This is a genomic window from Acinetobacter halotolerans, assembly GCF_004208515.1.
GTDB lineage: Bacteria > Pseudomonadota > Gammaproteobacteria > Pseudomonadales > Moraxellaceae > Acinetobacter > Acinetobacter halotolerans.
In genome coordinates, this window is record NZ_SGIM01000001.1 from 380,292 (window position 1) to 397,619 (window position 17,328).

23 protein-coding genes and 1 pseudogene are annotated in these 17,328 nt (G+C 41.9%); 18 read left to right on the plus strand and 6 right to left on the minus strand.

All coding sequences use genetic code 11. The annotated features are described in order from the left end of the window. Positions 1-380: 380 nt before the first annotated feature. Positions 381-2,465 carry a TonB-dependent receptor family protein gene (locus EXE30_RS01770; RefSeq protein ID WP_130160939.1) on the plus strand — a complete coding sequence of 695 codons (2,085 nt, stop codon included), beginning with the start codon at positions 381-383 and terminating at the stop codon, positions 2,463-2,465. Between the two features lie 70 nt (positions 2,466-2,535). Here EXE30_RS01770 and EXE30_RS01775 read toward each other — a convergent pair whose 3' ends face one another. From EXE30_RS01775 to EXE30_RS01800, 6 genes are all read right to left on the minus strand, one after another. Next, entirely contained in the window at positions 2,536-3,480 is a 945-nt protein-coding gene (locus tag EXE30_RS01775; RefSeq protein ID WP_130160940.1) for a metal-dependent hydrolase, read from the minus strand. Positions 3,481-3,609: 129 nt separating this feature from the next. Then, positions 3,610-4,386, minus strand: coding sequence for a ribosome biogenesis GTP-binding protein YihA/YsxC (gene yihA, locus EXE30_RS01780; protein ID WP_130160941.1), 777 nt, complete (start codon positions 4,384-4,386; stop codon positions 3,610-3,612). A 68-nt stretch (positions 4,387-4,454) separates the two neighbouring features. Beyond that, complete coding sequence (locus tag EXE30_RS01785; RefSeq protein WP_130160942.1) at positions 4,455-4,913, minus strand: RrF2 family transcriptional regulator; 459 nt, start codon at positions 4,911-4,913, stop codon at positions 4,455-4,457. A 79-nt stretch (positions 4,914-4,992) separates the two neighbouring features. Continuing rightward, complete coding sequence (gene hmpA, locus EXE30_RS01790) at positions 4,993-6,204, minus strand: NO-inducible flavohemoprotein (protein ID WP_130160943.1); 1,212 nt, start codon at positions 6,202-6,204, stop codon at positions 4,993-4,995. Between the two features lie 140 nt (positions 6,205-6,344). After that, positions 6,345-7,892 (minus strand): helicase HerA-like domain-containing protein, encoded by a 1,548-nt coding sequence (locus tag EXE30_RS01795; protein WP_130160944.1) that lies wholly within the window; start codon positions 7,890-7,892, stop codon positions 6,345-6,347. Between the two features lie 19 nt (positions 7,893-7,911). After that, on the minus strand, positions 7,912-9,105 hold the full coding sequence (locus tag EXE30_RS01800; RefSeq protein WP_130160945.1) for a PLP-dependent transferase: 1,194 nt from the start codon (positions 9,103-9,105) through the stop codon (positions 7,912-7,914). A 168-nt stretch (positions 9,106-9,273) separates the two neighbouring features. Here EXE30_RS01800 and EXE30_RS01805 point away from each other — a divergent pair, with 168 nt between their 5' ends. From EXE30_RS01805 to rpsH, 17 genes and pseudogenes are all read left to right on the plus strand, one after another. After that, positions 9,274-10,002 carry a type 1 glutamine amidotransferase gene (locus EXE30_RS01805; protein WP_130160946.1) on the plus strand — a complete coding sequence of 243 codons (729 nt, stop codon included), beginning with the start codon at positions 9,274-9,276 and terminating at the stop codon, positions 10,000-10,002. Positions 10,003-10,228: 226 nt separating this feature from the next. Next, positions 10,229-10,540: a 30S ribosomal protein S10 gene (gene rpsJ / locus EXE30_RS01810; RefSeq protein WP_000070912.1), complete on the plus strand. Its 312-nt coding sequence runs from the start codon at positions 10,229-10,231 to the stop codon at positions 10,538-10,540. 58 nt (positions 10,541-10,598) lie between these two features. Further along, complete coding sequence (gene rplC, locus EXE30_RS01815; RefSeq protein WP_004673009.1) at positions 10,599-11,237, plus strand: 50S ribosomal protein L3; 639 nt, start codon at positions 10,599-10,601, stop codon at positions 11,235-11,237. 11 nt (positions 11,238-11,248) lie between these two features. Beyond that, a complete protein-coding gene (rplD, locus tag EXE30_RS01820; protein ID WP_004673007.1) occupies positions 11,249-11,851 on the plus strand; it encodes a 50S ribosomal protein L4 in 603 nt (200 codons plus the stop codon). Continuing rightward, the gene (rplW, locus tag EXE30_RS01825) at positions 11,848-12,168 is read left to right on the plus strand and encodes a 50S ribosomal protein L23 (RefSeq protein WP_004673004.1); all 321 of its coding nucleotides are present in this window, start codon (positions 11,848-11,850) and stop codon (positions 12,166-12,168) included. The genes rplD and rplW overlap by 4 nt, the downstream gene beginning before the upstream one ends. 11 nt (positions 12,169-12,179) lie before the next feature. Beyond that, on the plus strand, positions 12,180-13,004 hold the full coding sequence (rplB, locus tag EXE30_RS01830; protein WP_004673002.1) for a 50S ribosomal protein L2: 825 nt from the start codon (positions 12,180-12,182) through the stop codon (positions 13,002-13,004). A 12-nt stretch (positions 13,005-13,016) separates the two neighbouring features. Further along, a complete protein-coding gene (gene rpsS, locus EXE30_RS01835) occupies positions 13,017-13,292 on the plus strand; it encodes a 30S ribosomal protein S19 (RefSeq protein WP_004673001.1) in 276 nt (91 codons plus the stop codon). A gap of 11 nt (positions 13,293-13,303) precedes the next feature. Next, the gene (rplV, locus tag EXE30_RS01840) at positions 13,304-13,633 is read left to right on the plus strand and encodes a 50S ribosomal protein L22 (RefSeq protein ID WP_004672999.1); all 330 of its coding nucleotides are present in this window, start codon (positions 13,304-13,306) and stop codon (positions 13,631-13,633) included. 1 nt (position 13,634) lies between these two features. After that, positions 13,635-14,451: pseudogene (gene rpsC / locus EXE30_RS01845) on the plus strand (30S ribosomal protein S3). Beyond that, positions 14,391-14,804: a 50S ribosomal protein L16 gene (gene rplP, locus EXE30_RS01850; protein WP_017402239.1), complete on the plus strand. Its 414-nt coding sequence runs from the start codon at positions 14,391-14,393 to the stop codon at positions 14,802-14,804. Before rpsC ends, rplP begins: the two are co-directional and overlap by 61 nt. Further along, on the plus strand, positions 14,804-15,001 hold the full coding sequence (gene rpmC, locus EXE30_RS01855) for a 50S ribosomal protein L29 (RefSeq protein WP_000849927.1): 198 nt from the start codon (positions 14,804-14,806) through the stop codon (positions 14,999-15,001). The genes rplP and rpmC overlap by 1 nt, the downstream gene beginning before the upstream one ends. Further along, complete coding sequence (gene rpsQ, locus EXE30_RS01860; protein WP_130160947.1) at positions 14,998-15,255, plus strand: 30S ribosomal protein S17; 258 nt, start codon at positions 14,998-15,000, stop codon at positions 15,253-15,255. The genes rpmC and rpsQ overlap by 4 nt, the downstream gene beginning before the upstream one ends. Positions 15,256-15,347: 92 nt before the next feature. Further along, positions 15,348-15,716 carry a 50S ribosomal protein L14 gene (gene rplN, locus EXE30_RS01865; RefSeq protein ID WP_004657680.1) on the plus strand — a complete coding sequence of 123 codons (369 nt, stop codon included), beginning with the start codon at positions 15,348-15,350 and terminating at the stop codon, positions 15,714-15,716. Positions 15,717-15,725: 9 nt separating this feature from the next. Next, complete coding sequence (gene rplX / locus EXE30_RS01870; protein ID WP_130160948.1) at positions 15,726-16,043, plus strand: 50S ribosomal protein L24; 318 nt, start codon at positions 15,726-15,728, stop codon at positions 16,041-16,043. Positions 16,044-16,058: 15 nt separating this feature from the next. After that, entirely contained in the window at positions 16,059-16,595 is a 537-nt protein-coding gene (rplE, locus tag EXE30_RS01875; RefSeq protein WP_004672992.1) for a 50S ribosomal protein L5, read from the plus strand. Positions 16,596-16,604: 9 nt separating this feature from the next. Further along, positions 16,605-16,910, plus strand: a complete 306-nt coding sequence (gene rpsN, locus EXE30_RS01880; protein WP_004672990.1) for a 30S ribosomal protein S14 — start codon at positions 16,605-16,607, stop codon at positions 16,908-16,910. 11 nt (positions 16,911-16,921) lie between these two features. Then, complete coding sequence (gene rpsH, locus EXE30_RS01885; RefSeq protein ID WP_004672989.1) at positions 16,922-17,317, plus strand: 30S ribosomal protein S8; 396 nt, start codon at positions 16,922-16,924, stop codon at positions 17,315-17,317. The last annotated feature ends 11 nt before the right edge of the window (positions 17,318-17,328 follow it).

The window sequence follows — 17,328 nt, forward strand, 5'->3', positions numbered from 1 at the left end:
TAGATCGTATATCGCTCAAACAGAGAGATTTATGTCAGTCTAATTGGAATAATGTTGCTGAGTTCAGCCAATTGTCATAAAAATCGATAAAATTCTGGTCATTTAAATAGTTGAAAAGTGCAACAAAAAAAGAGATTTTAATTTCATGATATGCTGAAATATATAAGAAAAAAAGATGATATGTATAATAATAAATTCATAATGTTAAAAATATGTGTATGAAATTAAAAATGTTTTTATGATAAGTGCTTAAGGAAAATATAGATAATCATTCTTGTTTGCACTATCATTTGTTTGTTTTTTTGTCTGAGATCGTTTCTAGTCGCTAAAGAAAATAGCGATGGAAAGGTTATACGTTCTTTACCGCTTCGGGGGAAGCTATGAAAAACCGTTTTTTTCTAAAAAATCCAATCGTGATGAGTGGGTTGTTATTTGGTAGTTTTGCACCTATGTTGCATGCTGAGACAACCCAAGAGAGCAAAACGATGGTTCTGCCGACCATTCAAGTGATCGGTTCACAGGATGATGCTGTTTCTAAGATACCTGGTGCGGCAGTAATTGTAGATCAAGAACAAATCCAAAAATTTATCCCAACCTCAACCGAAGATATTCTAAAGCGCGTATCAGGTGTCTATGTAAAACCTGAAGAAGAGTCTGCTGTCGTTGCCAATATTGGTATGCGAGGCATTAGCTCGCAAGACTATAAAACTTTAATTTTAGAAGATGGTGTTCCTGTTGCGGCGGGACTGTTTTTTAACAATAACCGTTACTACAATCCTCGTATCCAACGGATGGATAGTATCGAGGTGTTGAAAGGTTCTTCGGCATTACGCTATGGACCTTCAAATATTGGTGGTGTGATTAACTATCGGACTAAGCAACCTAAAGATGGTGCTTTGGTTGATGTGTCGATTGGCTCATGGGAAACCTATAAAACCACAGTTGAATTGGGTGGCAGCTCTCCAAATAAAGACAGTAATTTTGGTGCAATTTTAAGTTGGGCGAAAAGTGATGGTTTCATGGACAAAGGCTATGAAATGAAAGATGCTGTCATCAAAGCGGGTACTGCGATTGGTGAGAATCAATGGTTAGGTGTTAAATTCACTCATTATGAAAATGACGCCAATATCTCGTATCGCGGACAGTTCTTGGGTCAATATGATGCTAAGAAAAAGAACAATCCTGCACCAGATGATTGGTTCTTGACTGAGCGAAACTCATTCGATATTAATCACCGTTGGAATATCAATGCGGATACAGAACTCCAAACCTTAGTGTATTGGAGTGAGATGAACCGTGACTACTGGCGTTATGGGGTTAATGGAGCAGCTTCGCAAGCGGCTGGTCGTTGGGTGTATACTGATAGCGTGAACGGTAACAATCGTGCCATTGAGCGTGTGGGTGCTGAAACTCGTTTGGTGGCGAAACATGCGCTATTCAATATTCCTAGTGAGGCTGAAGTTGGTCTACGCTTGATAAATGAAAAAATGGATGATGTCACCATTAATGCTACACGTGCAACACCACGTACTGGTACGATTGGTAAGGACATCAAAGATTCCGCGAAAAGTGTGGCGTTATATGCGCAAAATCGCTTAGATGTGACTGATCAACTATCGGTGACACCGGGTCTTCGTATTGAACGTTATGAACAAGAGCGTTCAGACAAGAAAAATGGTGGCATGGTTAAAACTTCAAATACGGAAGTCATGCCTGGTTTGGGAGCAACTTTTCAAGTACTTCCAGAAGTGCAGTTGTACGGGAGTGTTTATAAAGCCTTTTCTCCTGCATCGAATGGTGACTCTCTCAGTAATATGAAAGATCAAAAGTTGGATGCTGAACGTTCAACGAATTGGGAGTTAGGACTACGTGGTCAGAAGGATATCTTGAAATATGAGTTGACCGCATTCCGCATGGACTTTAAGCATCAGGTGATTCCAGCCAACAGTAACTCTGACTTCCAACAAACCAATGGTGGAAAAACCTTTCATCAAGGACTTGAGGGGGCGGTTGATGTTAATTTAGGCAATGGGTTTGATGCATTTGCCAATGTGACTTGGGTTGCCGATGCTCAGTTTAAAGGTGACCGCTATGATTCTAAGAATGTAATGACTGCTAAAGGTGATAACCGTATTCCCTATACACCTGAGTGGGTAGCGAATTTAGGCTTTGGTTATACTTATGCTGGCTTACGTACTCAGCTTAGTGCGAACTATATGGGATCTCAATTTACCGATACCATGAATACACGTCCAATTGCAGAAAATACATCAGGTTTCTTTACTGGAAAACTTAACGCTTATACGACTGTTGATTTAACCTCGCGTTATACACTCAATGATCAAGTTGAGTTCTATGGCGCAGTGAAAAACTTGGAAGACAAACGTTATATGGCGAGCTTGCGTCAAGGCATCTATGTAGGTCCTGAGCGTTCATTTGAAGCTGGCGTTCGCTATCGCTTTTAATACATTTGCTTATAAACAAAAGCCCCCATCCTAAGATGGGGGCTTTTGTTTTGGTGTTGAATAATTTGGTTTAAGCAGCGGGCTGTAAGGCGCGTTTCGCAGCAGGTGAGTTATTTAAATAGTTCACTGCATCTTGAGTATTTGCCTCTTTTACAGGGTCGTACCATGGCATGAGGTAATCAATTTGTTGTGCAACCAGCCAAATAGGGTTTGGTAATACTTGATTATCTTTACGTCCCTGTTTATACCATTCTAACCAGATCCAAGGTTTGAATGGACTTGGCTTCTTATCAGCAAAACGAGGGTCTTGGCTCATGATGTGGGCAGCACCATCTACCCATAATCCAAGAACGAGAACGATTACTGCAACGCTGAGATAGTAACGTGCAATATAACTACCGCCTAAATGGCGATAAAGATCAAATGCAACTGTACGGTGTTCGATTTCTTCTGAACCATGCCATTTGATTAAATCAATCATTTCTGGGTCAGCACCAAGCTCTTCCCAGCGTTTGTTATACAACGCATATTTGCCAAGCACGCATGTCATATGCTCAACGGTAGCAATCACACCAAGGCGGAATAAATCCCATTGATGATCGAGTATTTTTGGGACTTGTTTTCCAAAAGGTTTATCCGCTAAAGCCTTACTAAATACAAAGTCCATGATGTCGAGATTACGTTGAATATCTATATTACGCTTGCTTAGATATTCTTTGTTTGCAGAGGTGTGCGCAATCGCATGCATGGCTTCTTGACGAATAAATGCTTGCACATCTTCTTTTAGTTTTGGATCGGTAATTTCAGGCAAAACTTTATTATATAAACGACAGAACCAAAACTCACCTGCGGGTAAGATATTGTTAATTTCATTAATAAAATAACTGGCGAAAGGCTGATTTGGAATCCAATCTACAGGGGTTTTTTCCCAATCAAACTTTACTTTGCGAGGGAGAATTTTATAGTCAATCGAAGAACCAAGAACTTTGTTCTTCACAAATGATAGTAATTTCATCGTTTAGTCCTAATCGATAGTGCAATGAACCAATAGTATGGAGTATATGAAAATACTCCACCTGTTGTGTTTAGCAATTCAGGACAATTAAAATTTATTTTATGCATCAAGTTGCATGAATTGCATTATTTACTCTTGAACGTCAGATTCTGTAGCTTCTGGGATTTGATCGAGGTCAAATTCGATAGGTTGATCAAGGGTGAAATTCAAACGACCACCCATCACACTGGCCAGTTCTTCTAAACCAATCTTATTCAGTGATGAGAACAGTTGAATAGAAAAGTCTAATTTCATCTTTTTCAATCGTTGTTTCACGTCTAATAGTGTTTTATTGGCAGGCCCGCGATTAAGTTTGTCTGCTTTGGTTAAAAGGATATGTACAAACAAATGACGTGAATGTGCCCACTCCAACATCATTAAATCAAAATGCTGCAATGGATGACGAATATCCATCAATAACACCAAGCCTTGTAAGCTTTGGCGATGAATTAAATAGTTTTCTAATTCTTTTTGCCACACCAGTTTCATCGCTTCAGGCACGGCTGCATAACCGTAACCTGGTAAATCGACTAAACGTTGGTCAGGATTGCCCAAGCTAAAAAAGTTGATCATTTGGGTGCGGCCTGGTCTTTTCGATGCACGCGCCAATTGCTTTTGGTTAGTCAGTGCATTGATTGCACTGGATTTACCCGCATTCGATCGACCTGCAAAAGCAATTTCATAGCCTGTATCTTCTACGCATAAAGCAAGCTTAGGCGCACTCATTAAAAACTCAGCTTGGCGTAACCAATTTAAAGACTGGTTTGCATAAACTGTTAATGCAGGATCAGTTTGTTTCTCATAACTGATTTTTTCTTTTGGAGCGAGTTTAGCTTTGGTATCTTTCGATTGTTGACGCTGACGCATAGAAGCTTACTTTAAAATTTGAAATAGCGAGATCTATTATAAAGGATGTCGGAGATTCGTGCGAATCCTCATAACGGGGCTTTTGGAATGAGTTGTAAAAAATCAATATTTGAATGTTGAGATGAGGGAAGAATGCTGTGTTGCAATACTTCACCCACTGTATACTGGTCTAGACTTTGATAAAAGCTCTCTAAAGCTTGATCTAGAATCCCTTTTAGTCCGCAATGTGCACGTAAAACACAAGGTGGAGTATTGCATTCAACAATTTGCTGATGACCTTGTAAGATGCGAACGATGTCGCCGAGTTTAAGGTTTTTTGCTTCGGGATTGAGACGAATACCGCCACCTTTACCACGTGTGGTAATGATCCATTGCTGCTTACCCATGAAGTGAACGATTTTAACCAGATGATTTTGGGAGACATGCAAGTCTTGGGCGATATCTGCAATCGTGTACGGCACATCGCTCGGACGAGCGACATACATCAGAATTCTAAGCGCATAATCAGTAAACTTATTGAGTTGCATGGCATTTCACTCAATCTAATGCTTTAAATACAAAGGGCTAGTCTATCATAGACTAGCCCTACGCAAAATGCAGTGCCGATTAGTTGAGTTTGACACCGCCTGTGCCAAAAGCCTCGCTATGGATGTTTTCTGCTGGAATACCCCGAGCGATCAGCGCTTTATGTTGTTCTGCCATAAATGGCATTGGACCACATAGGTAATAATCTGCACTTGTTGGTAATAATGCAGCATCCATCGAACTTAAATCTAAGCGCCCTGCAAAGTCATAATCTTCCCCGAGCACGTCACTCGCATGTGGAAATTCATAAGCTGTAAAGGTGCTGAGACGTGGATACTTGGTTTTAAGTTCATGAATATGCTTTTTCATCGCATGAACTTGGCTACTTCGGCACGCATGAATAAAACTGACAGGCTGGGGCATATCTAGCGTAACCAATTGATTGAGCATTGCAATCATAGGGGTTAATCCGACACCACCGCTAATAAATACATTGCGTTTATTGCTATTAATCAAATGGAAATTGCCTGTTGGTGCAGAAACTTCAATTTCTGAGCCTTCAGCTAAACTATGTAGGGTGCTTGAAACCCAACCCCCAGCTAAATCACCTTTCTCATCTTCACGCTTTACTGAGATGCGTAAATAATCAGCTTGTGGACTAGTGGATAAAGTGTATTGCCGTGGTTGTCTGAGATTTAGCTCAGGCACAAAAACACGAACAGAGATGTATTGACCTGCTTCATATTGTGGTAAATCACCGCCATCGACTGGTGCAAGGTAGAAGGAAGTGATTTCTTCACTTTCCACCACTTTCTTGGCGATTTTAAAATTACGCCAACCTAACCAACTGCCTTTTGTTTGCTGATGTTGATCATAAATGGCTTTTTCAGTACTGATGAACAGATCTGCCAATTGACCATATGCTGCAGCCCATGCATCAATTAAAGGATCTTGCATTGAAATATTGAGGACTTCGCTGATCGAATGGAGAAGATTTTCTCCCACTATATTATAGTCAGGCGATTGGATATTTAGACTGACATGCTTATGCGCTATCAATTCAACTACAGGCAAAAGTACCGAAGGGTCTTCAATATTTTCTGCGTATGCCAATACTGCACCAGCAAGAGCCTGTGCCTGTGCACCGCTACGTTGATGCCCCATGTTAAAGGTTTCTTTTAATTCAGGATTATTTCCTAACATACGGTTATAAAAATAACCTGTTAACGCTACACCATTTTCGCGCAGTACAGGAACAGTCGCTTTTACAAGGTCAATTTGCTGCGGAGTCATTTTAGATCTCTCTTGGCTATCATTTATAAGATGTATTTAAAATATACCTTTAAATTTGGATTTGCAATACGTAATTTATGAAAACCATAAAAAAAATAAGGGATAATAAATTATCCCTTGATTTATAAATGAATAAAGTTTTATTTTCCAAATAATGAGCCTAATAGGCCGCGGACAATTTTTTGTCCAGTTGGTCCGCCTAAACTACGTGCTGCACTTTTAGCAAAAGTACCGACAATGTCCTGTGTGAGTTTTTCTCGATCGCGTTGTGCTTTTTCGGCGGCTCTTTGTTGTTCACGGGCAAAACGCTCTTGTTCTTTCTCTTGTTGTTTCGCTAAAGCATCTTGTTCCTTGCTTTGTTGTTTGACTAGTTCATCTGCTTGTTTCTGTTGGGATTGTTGTAGTACTTTTTTTTGAAGCATTTCATAAGCACTGTCTCGATCAACGGCCTGATCATAAATGCCCGCAACGATACTCTGAGCCATGATGACTTGGCGCTCTTCAGGGCTAATTGGGGTAAATGATGAATAAGGTGGCATCACCCAGCCACGCTCAACAATCTGTGGCGTACCTTGTTCATCTAGGCAACTAATCAATGCTTCACCCACTGCAAGTTCAGTAATGGCTTGATCCACTTTAAAGTCTGGATTGGCACGGAATGTGTCAGCTGCAGTTTTGACTGCTTTTTGATCCTTCGGTGTAAATGCACGTAAAGCATGTTGTACCCGATTTCCCAATTGACCTAACACGCTTTCAGGTAGATCCAGTGGGTTTTGGGTGATGAAATAGATCCCAACGCCTTTGGAGCGAATTAAACGAACCACCTGTTCAATTTTTTGCTGTAAGGCTGGGCTGGCATTATCAAATAATAAATGTGCTTCATCGAAGAAGAACACCAATTTGGGTTTGTCCATATCACCGACTTCTGGCAGTTGTTCAAATAACTCAGATAACATCCAAAGTAAGAAAGTTGCATATAATTTAGGTGTGTTCATGAGTTTATCGGCAGCCAATATGTTGATATAGCCACGACCATCACTATCGGTTTGGATGAAATCCAGTATATTTAGACTTGGTTCCCCAAAAAATTGTTCGCCGCCTTGATCGCCAAGAGCCAGTAAATTACGTTGAATGGCACCGAGACTAGCGGGAGAGAGGTTGCCGTATTCAGCTTTGAGTGCTGAGGCATTTTCGCTGACATAGCTCAACATTGATTTTAAATCTTTAAAATCAATTAATAATAAACCTTGATCATCTGCAATTCGAAAAACTGCCGAAAGTACACCTTCTTGTGTGTCATTGAGGTTGAGCATTCTGGCTAATAATAATGGACCAATCTCAGAAATTGTGGTGCGAATTGGATGGCCTTGTTCACCAAATAAATCCCAAAAAATAACAGGGGATGCTGCAAACGGTACATTCTCAATTTTGAGTAAATTTAGGCGCTCTTCAAATTTTGGATTGCTGGTTCCCGCTTTGGCTAGGCTCGATACATCGCCTTTGGCATCGGCTAGAAATACAGGAACCCCAAGACGAGAGAAGTTTTCTGCGAGAACTTTGAGGGTGACCGTTTTACCCGTACCTGTCGCTCCAGCAATTAAACCATGTCGGTTGGCAAATTTAGAATGTAGAACAATATCTTGTGTGGTATCTGTGGTTTTTTTTGCAATAACGATGGGTGTATTCATTCTTCACCTATTTTTAGTGTCATTCCAGTTGTTTTAATGCGTTTTGAATATCTTGGATTAAATCTTTGGGATGTTCTAGTCCTATACAGAAGCGAACCAATAAACCTTGTTGTAAATGTGTATTCTCGAGTGAGCGCATCGGTTTTAAGTCGTAAAGCATCACTAAACTGATAGGGCCACCCCAACTAAAGCCAAGTTTAAAGAGGTTTAGGTTGTCGCAAAATTTTCGAACGGCTGTCAGGTCGTATTCTGGCTTAAAGATCACACTGACCAAGCCTGCACTTTTACCTGTGCTACAGATTTCCTTCCAAAAAAAGTGGCCTGCTGAATCGGGATTGCTGGGATGTAGTACTTGGCTGAACTGAGGCTGTTGTTTTAACCAGTCAATTAGCGTATTCGTACTTTGTGCTTGTTGTTCATAGCGTAGAGACATATGCGCTAAGCTGCGCTGGATTTGTGCAGTATCATCACCAGAAACTGAGATGCCTTGAATTGCATGCATACGGAACAATTTGTGATGTAAAGCTTGATCACGTGTCACAACTGAGCCCATGAGTATGTCTCCACCACCACTTGGGTATTTGGTCAAGGCATGGATGGTGATATCCACCGATAGGTGTTCATCTGAAAAATCAAAAGCATTAAAAGCAAGTCCAGCACCCCATGTGTTATCTAAGGCGGTGGAGACATTGGCTAGTTTTGCCTTTTTGACTAAGTTTTTTAAGTCTGGAAATTCTAAAGTGACAGAACCTGCCGCTTCTAACCAAATGAGTTTGCTTTTTTCAGTAGGTTGGAAGCTGTCTGCATCAATCGGATTATAAACTCTTACGGTGATGCCATAACGATCTTGCAGGTTGTTTAAATGTTCTAAATTAGGTCCATAAATATTGTCGGCGACCCAAACTTCATCGCCTGTATTTAATACGGTACTATTCACTAAATTAATCGCAGACAAACCACTTGGTGCAAGTAGGCAATAACTGCCGCCTTCAATTTGAGCGATATTGTCTGCTAGGGTGAATGTGGTTGGAGTACCATGAGTGCCGTAACTATAGTCATAAGCATCCGTCCAGTGGCGATCAAAAAGGTGCGCTGTGGATTGAAAAATAATGGTAGATGCACGAAATAGGGGAGGTTGAACCGTCTCAATGTACTGAGGGGCTTGGCGTGGTGCATGAATGAGGTCAGTTTGTCTATTTTTATGTGTAGTCATGGGGCAAAATCAACGAAATATAATGAATTAGGTTAAGAGAAAATAAACAAAGCTGCTAGTGGTTTGCGTGTTTTGTACAGAATCGGTACAGATAGAACTCCTTAACAAAAAACTGGCTTTATTCTTGCTAAGAATTATTATCATTCTAACTAAAATAGGTTCTCGCGCATGAAGTCGCATTTAAGAGTGCATTATTTTCAGCACATCGCAGGTGAAGGTTTTGGAAGTTGCTACGAATATTTGAAAGCAAATCACGCAAAAATTACTGCAACTGAATTTTTTGCATTACCCGTTGATTTACCACTTGAATTGGAAGCATTGCCAAGGGTGGATGAGGTTGATTTACTCATCATTATGGGTGGAACAATGAGTGTCAATGATGAGGTGAATTATCCTTGGTTGAAACTAGAAAAAAGATGGCTGCGTCGATATCTGGCTGCTGGTAAGCCTGCGATTGGTTTGTGTTTGGGTGGTCAGTTGATTGCAAATGCGTTAGGCGCAGCGGTGAGTCGTAATCCGCATCAGGAATTAGGTTGGATGGATGTGGGTAGAGCGACACATATCCCTGAAAATTGTTTTCAAATTCCTGAGAAAATTAACATTATGCAGTGGCATAGTGAAACCTTTGAAATACCGCGCGGTGGTGTGCATTTGGCTGAAAATAAAGTGTGTCGTAATCAGATGTACCAAATTGGACGCAATGTACTTGGTTTTCAGTTTCACCCTGAAATTACACCGCATGCTTTGCATCTTCTTATCGAGAATGAGGAGGATGCTGCTGTCTTTAATGGGGAGTATGTACAACCGATATCTGAGCTAAAAAGAACCCTAGAAAGTAAATTTGAGCAAGGAAATCGTTTGCTTAATCAAGCGATAGACTATGTGGTGAGTGCATAAGCCGACTTAAAGCCTAAAAATAAAAAAGAAGAATTGCATAAGACTTAAACAATCGCTATAATGAGCGTCCCTCAATAGGAGGGCGTTTACTGCGAGTAAAGTAGTAAATGCATGACAGTCGTGGCATCGATCACGACCATAGTGATTTTCACTGCCCTTGACACTTACCGAAAGGTGAGGTGCGTCATGGGTGATTCTTTATATATTTGGCTTGGAGTTTACTGGTATGTCTAACCAGAGAATTCGTATCCGTTTGAAGTCTTTTGATCATCGTCTGATTGATCAATCTGCTCAAGAGATCGTAGAAACCGCTAAGCGTACTGGCGCACAAGTGTGTGGTCCAATTCCGATGCCTACTCGCATCGAACGCTTCAACGTTCTTACTTCACCACACGTCAACAAAGACGCACGTGATCAGTATGAAATCCGCACATACAAACGTTTGATCGATATCGTTCAACCAACAGATAAAACTGTTGATGCATTGATGAAGTTAGATCTTGCTGCTGGTGTAGATGTTCAGATCGCTTTGGGTTAAGGCTTTCGGTTGATTAACGTTTAAGTTAATTAGGCCGCTTTTTTAGAGGTTTATGCACATGGCTATTGGTTTAGTCGGTCGCAAATGTGGTATGACTCGCATCTTTACTGATGCTGGTGTATCTGTACCTGTTACAGTTATCGAAGTCGATCCAAACCGCATTACGCAAATCAAAACACTTGAAACTGATGGTTATCAAGCAATTCAAGTAACTACTGGTGAACGTCGCGAATCGCGCGTAACTAACGCTCAGAAAGGTCACTTCGCGAAAGCGGGTGTTGCTGCTGGTCGTTTAGTTAAAGAGTTCCGTGTTACTGAAGCTGAGCTTGACGGTCGTGAAGTTGGTGGTTCTATCGGTGTTGACATGTTTACAGTTGGTCAAGTAGTTGACGTAACTGGTCAATCAAAAGGTAAGGGCTTCCAAGGTGGTGTTAAGCGTTGGAACTTCCGTACGCAAGATGCTACTCATGGTAACTCGTTATCTCACCGTGTTTTAGGTTCTACAGGTCAAAACCAGACACCTGGTCGCGTGTTCAAAGGCAAGAAAATGGCCGGTCACTTAGGTGATGAACGCGTAACAGTTCAAGGTCTTGAGATTGTATCTATTGACGCTGAACGTTCTGTTTTAGTTGTTAAGGGTGCTATTCCTGGTTCAACTGGCGGTGACGTTATCGTGCGTCCTACCATCAAGGCCTGAGGGGAAATACTGTGAATTTAAAAACTGTTTCCGGCTCTGCTGTTGAATTGTCTGAAGTTGCTTTCGGACGTGAATTTAACGAAGCTCTTGTACACCAAGTTGTTACAGCTTATTTAGCTGGTGGTCGTCAAGGTACTCGTGCTCACAAATCACGTGCAGATGTTTCTGGCGGTGGTAAAAAACCATTCCGTCAAAAAGGTACTGGTCGCGCTCGTGCGGGTTCTATTCGTAGCCCAATCTGGGTAGGTGGTGGTAAAACTTTTGCTGCTCGCCCACAAGATTGGTCTCAAAAAGTAAACCGTAAGATGTATCGCGGCGCAATGCAATGTATCTTAGCTGAACTTGTTCGCCAAGATCGCCTTGTGTTAGTTGAAGAGTTTGCTGTTGCAGCTCCAAAAACTAAAGAATTGCTTGCTAAGCTTAACGACTTGAATGCAACTCGTGCATTGATCATTACAGATGCTGTAGATGAGAACTTGTATCTTGCAGCGCGCAACCTTCCACACGTAGATGTGGTAGATGCAACTGCGATTGATCCTGTTAGCTTGATCGCATTTGATAAGGTTGTAATGTCTGTAGCTGCTGCTAAGAAAATTGAGGTAGAACTCGGATGAACAACGAACGTATCTATCAAGTCCTTCAAGGACCAGTATTCTCAGAAAAAGCACAAGTTTTAGGTGATACTGCTGGTGTTCAAGTGTTCAAAGTTGCGCTTAATGCCAACAAACTTGAAATCAAAAAAGCAGTTGAGCAGCTCTTTGGTGTTGAGGTTGTTAAAGTAAATACAACGATCACTAAAGGTAAAACAAAACGCTTTGGTAAAACATTAGGACGTCGTTCTGATGTGAAAAAAGCATACGTCACCCTGAAAGCTGGCCAAGATGTTGAAATGGCTGACTTGGGCGATACCGCTGAAAACGCAGCGGAATAAGGACGAGAATTATGCCAATTCAAAAATGTAAGCCAACGTCTCCAGGACGTCGCTTTGTAGAGAAAGTGGTTCATAGCCATCTCCACAAAGGTGCACCTTATGCGCCGTTGGTTGAAGCTAAAAAACGTACTGGTGGTCGTAATAACAATGGTCACATCACTACACGTCATGTAGGTGGTGGTCATAAACAAAACTACCGTATTGTTGACTTTAAACGTAATAAAGATGGTATTCCAGCGACTGTAGAGCGTATCGAATACGATCCTAACCGTACAGCTCATATTGCTTTAGTTCTATATGCTGATGGTGAACGCCGTTATATCATTGCGCCTAAAGGCTTGCGTGCTGGTGACAAAGTTCAATCTGGTAACGATGCTCCAATTCGTCCAGGTAACTGCTTGCCGCTTCGCAATATGCCAATCGGTTCTACCTTGCACAACCTTGAACTTAAAATCGGTAAAGGTGCTCAATTAGCACGTTCTGCTGGTACTTCAGTTCAGTTGTTGGGTCGTGATGGTTCTTACGCTATCGTTCGTTTACGTTCAGGTGAAATGCGCAAAGTCCATGTTGAATGTCGTGCTGTAATTGGTGAAGTTTCTAACCAAGAAAGCAACCTTCGTTCATTGGGTAAAGCTGGTGCTTCACGCTGGCGTGGTATTCGTCCTACCGTTCGTGGTATGGCGATGAACCCGGTTGACCATCCACATGGTGGTGGTGAAGGGCGTAGTAAAGGTATTCAGCCTGTAAGTCCATGGGGTCAAAAAGCTAAAGGGTACAAGACACGTACCAATAAGCGTACGACTAAGATGATTATTCGCGACCGTCGCGTCAAGTAAGGAATCTGAATAATGCCTCGTTCATTAAAAAAAGGTCCATTCGTCGACGCACATTTGTTCGCTAAAGTTGAAGCTGCTATTGCTGCTAACAACCGTAAGCCGATCAAAACTTGGTCACGTCGTTCAATGATCCTACCAGACTTTGTTGGTTTAACAATTTCTGTTCACAATGGTCGTAACCATGTTCCAGTAATTATTTCTGAGCATATGGTTGGTCATAAACTCGGTGAATTCGCGCCAACTCGTACCTATCGTGGTCACGGTGTTGATAAGAAGTCTAAACGTTAATAGGTGCTATGATGGAAGTAACTGCAAAATTACGCGGTGCCGCTATCTCGGCACAGAAAGCACGTTTAGTTGCTGATTTGATCCGTGGTAAATCGATCGCGCGCGCGCTAGATATTCTAAATTTCAGCAACAAGAAAGCGGCTGTGCTCGTTAAAAAAGCACTTGAGTCTGCGATTGCGAATGCTGAACACAATAACAGCTTAGATGTTGATGACCTTAAAGTAACTACGATTTACGTTGATGAAGGTGTAAGCCTTAAACGTATCATGCCACGTGCTAAAGGCCGTGCAGATCGTATTACTAAGCGTACTTGTCACATCACCGTTAAGGTAGGGGTTTGATATGGGTCAGAAGGTTCATCCAATCGGTATCCGCCTGGGTGTTGTGAAACGCCATAACGCTAACTGGTATGCGAGTCCGAAACAATACGCTGAATATTTACTTAAAGATCTTCAAGTTCGTGAGTTTTTGAATAAAAAGCTTAAGAATGCGATGATTAGTAATATTCTTATCGAACGTCCTACTGGCGCTGCTAAAGTAACTATTAGCACTGCTCGTCCAGGTATCGTAATCGGTAAAAAAGGCGAAGATATCGAGAAATTACAGCGCGAACTCACCACTATTATGGGTGTTCCAGCTCAAGTAAGCATCAATGAAATTGATCGCCCAGACTTGGACGCGCGTTTAGTTGCTGAAGCAATTGCTTCACAATTAGAAAAGCGTGTGATGTTCCGTCGTGCTATGAAGCGTGCGGTTCAAAACACAATGCGTGCTGGCGCTAAAGGTATCAAAGTTGAAGTTTCTGGCCGTCTTGGTGGTGCAGAGATCGCTCGTACTGAATGGTATCGTGAAGGTCGTGTACCTTTGCATACACTTCGTGCGGACATCGACTACGCAACTGTGCGCGCTGAAACAACTTACGGTACGATTGGTGTTAAAGTTTGGATTTTCCGTGGCGAGATCTTAGGTGGCATGAAACAAGTCATGAACCCTGCTCCTGCTGAAGATCGTCCAGCTAAACGTGGTCGTGGTCGTGGTGAAGGTCAAGAGCGTCGTGGTCGTCGCGGTGACCGTGCTGCTGACAAGGGAGAATAATCCATGTTGCAACCTAAACGTACCAAATTCCGTAAAGTGCACAAAGGCCGTAACACTGGTCTAGCGCATCGTGGTAGTACAGTATCATTTGGTTCGATTGCAATCAAAGCAACTGAACGTGGTCGTATGACTGCGCGTCAGATTGAAGCTGCACGTCGTACCATTAGCCGTCGTATTAAACGTGGTGGTAAAATCTTCATCCGTGTATTCCCGGATAAACCAATTACTGAAAAACCATTAGAAGTTCGTATGGGTAAAGGTAAGGGTAGTGTGGAATACTGGGTTTGTCAGATTCAACCAGGTAAGATCCTGTACGAAATTGAAGGTGTTAACGAAGAATTGGCGCGCGAAGCATTTGCTTTGGCTGCTGCTAAACTTCCGTTTAAAACCACTATCGTGACTCGGACGGTAATGTAATGAAAACTAAAGATCTACGTGAAAAATCGGTAGAAGAGTTGAAAGCTTTGCTTGATGAGCAACAGCTTAACCAATTCCGTCTTCGTATGGCAAAAGCAACTGGTCAATTAGGCAAATCGCATGAAGTGCAAATTGCTCGTAAGACAATTGCTCGTATCAAGACACTCCTTACCGAAAAACAGGGGAACGGACAATGAGTGAAAATACAGTCCGCACGTTAACAGGCAAAGTCGTAAGCGACAAAATGGACAAGTCTATTGTTGTGCTTATTGAACGCCGCGTTCAACACCCGTTGTATGGCAAATCAATCCGCCGTTCAACTAAATTACACGCTCATGATGAGAACAACGTTGCTAAAATTGGCGACTTAGTGACCATTAAAGAAAGCCGCCCAATTTCTAAAACTAAAGCTTGGGCTTTAGTGGAAGTCGTTGAAGCAGCTGCTGAGTAATTAGACGTTCTTGTTGCATCATCGGGCGATTTCGAGTACTCTTTGAGCCTTTCGAAATTGTGACCGGTGATGCTCGGTTTTGGAGTAGGGCAATGATTCAAACCGAAAGTATGCTCGACGTAGCAGACAACAGTGGTGCACGCCGCGTACAATGTATCAAAGTACTAGGTGGTTCACATCGTCGTTATGCTTCTGTTGGCGACATTATTAAAGTTACTGTAAAAGAAGCAATTCCACGCGCACGTGTTAAAAAAGGTGACGTAATGAATGCTGTAGTTGTTCGTACAAAGTTCGGCATTCGTCGTCCAGATGGATCTGTGATCCGTTTTGATGATAACGCTGCTGTTATTTTGAACAACAATAAAGCTCCGATTGCTACTCGTATCTTCGGACCGGTGACTCGTGAACTTCGTACTGAACAGTTCATGAAAATCATTTCATTGGCTCCTGAAGTTCTATAAGAGGCAATCATGGCTAAGATTAAAAAAGGCGATCAAGTAATTGTGATCGCAGGTAAAGAGAAAGGCAAACAAGGTACCGTTTTGTCTGTTTCTGAAGATCGAGTTAAGGTTGAAGGCCTTAACTTAGTGAAGAAGCACCAGAAGCCAAACCGTGTAACTGGCGCCGAAGGCGGTATTGTTACTCAGGAAGCTTCGCTTCATATTTCAAACGTGGCAGTTTTTAATGCTACAACCCAAAAGGCTGACCGTGTTGGTTACCAAGTGATTGATGGCGCGAAAACTCGTGTATTCAAATCAAATGGTGAATCAGTGGCGGCAGCGAAGTAATAGGTTGAAAAGGCAATGGCCAGACTTAAAGCACGTTACAATGACGAACTTAAAGCAAAGTTACTAGAAGAACTTGGCATTAAGAATGTGATGGAAATTCCTCGCATCACAAAAATCACCCTTAACATGGGTGTAGGCGCAGCTGCAACTGATAAGAAATTATTAGATGGCGCTGTTGCTGATATGCAACTCATTGCTGGTCAAAAACCAGTTGTGACACTTGCTCGTAAATCGATTGCTGGTTTCAAAATCCGTGATGGTTGGCCAATTGGTTGTAAAGTTACTTTACGTGGCGACCAAATGTACGAATTCTTGGATCGTTTGATCTCTATCGCAATCCCTCGTATCCGTGACTTCCGTGGTTTCTCAGCGAAATCATTTGATGGTCGTGGTAACTACTCTATGGGTTTAAAAGAGCAAATCGTTTTCCCTGAAATCGATTTTGACAAAATTGATCGTATCCGTGGTTTAGATATCACTATTACGACCACTGCTCGTAGCGATGACGAAGGCCGTGCGCTTATGCGTGCATTCGGCTTCCCGTTCAAATAAGAGGTCGATATGGCTAAGAAAGGTATGATTAATCGCGAATTGAAACGCGAACAGACAGTTGCTAAATACGCTGCAAAACGTGCTGAATTAAAAGCAACGATTGCAAATGTAAATGCAAGTGAAGAAGAACGTTTCAATGCGATGTTAAAGTTACAGGCATTGCCACGTAATGCATCTCCAGTGCGTCTTCGTAACCGCTGTGGTTTAACTGGTCGTCCTCATGGTTACTTCCGTAAGTTCGGTTTAGGCCGTAACAAATTACGTGAAACAGTAATGCAAGGTGATGTACCGGGCGTTGTTAAGGCAAGCTGGTAAGGAGCGACTAAATGAGTATGCAAGATACCGTTGCCGACATGTTAACCCGTGTTCGTAACGCACAAATGGCAAAGAAACAAACTGTTTCTATGCCGTCTTCTAAGTTGAAGGTTGCTATTGCAAACGTACTTCAACAAGAAGGTTATATTTCAAATGTAGAAGTTGCTCAAGAAGAGATCAAATCTACTTTGACAATTACGTTAAAATATTTCGAAGGCAAACCTGTTATCGAAACGGTTAAGCGTGTAAGCCGTCCAGGCCTACGTCAATACCGTGGTAAAGATAAACTACCGAGCGTTAAGCAAGGTTTGGGTATTGCAATTGTTTCTACAAGCAAAGGCATCATGACTGATCGCGCTGCACGTGCTGCAGGCGTCGGTGGTGAAGTTATTGCTTTTGTTTCTTAATAGGTGATTCC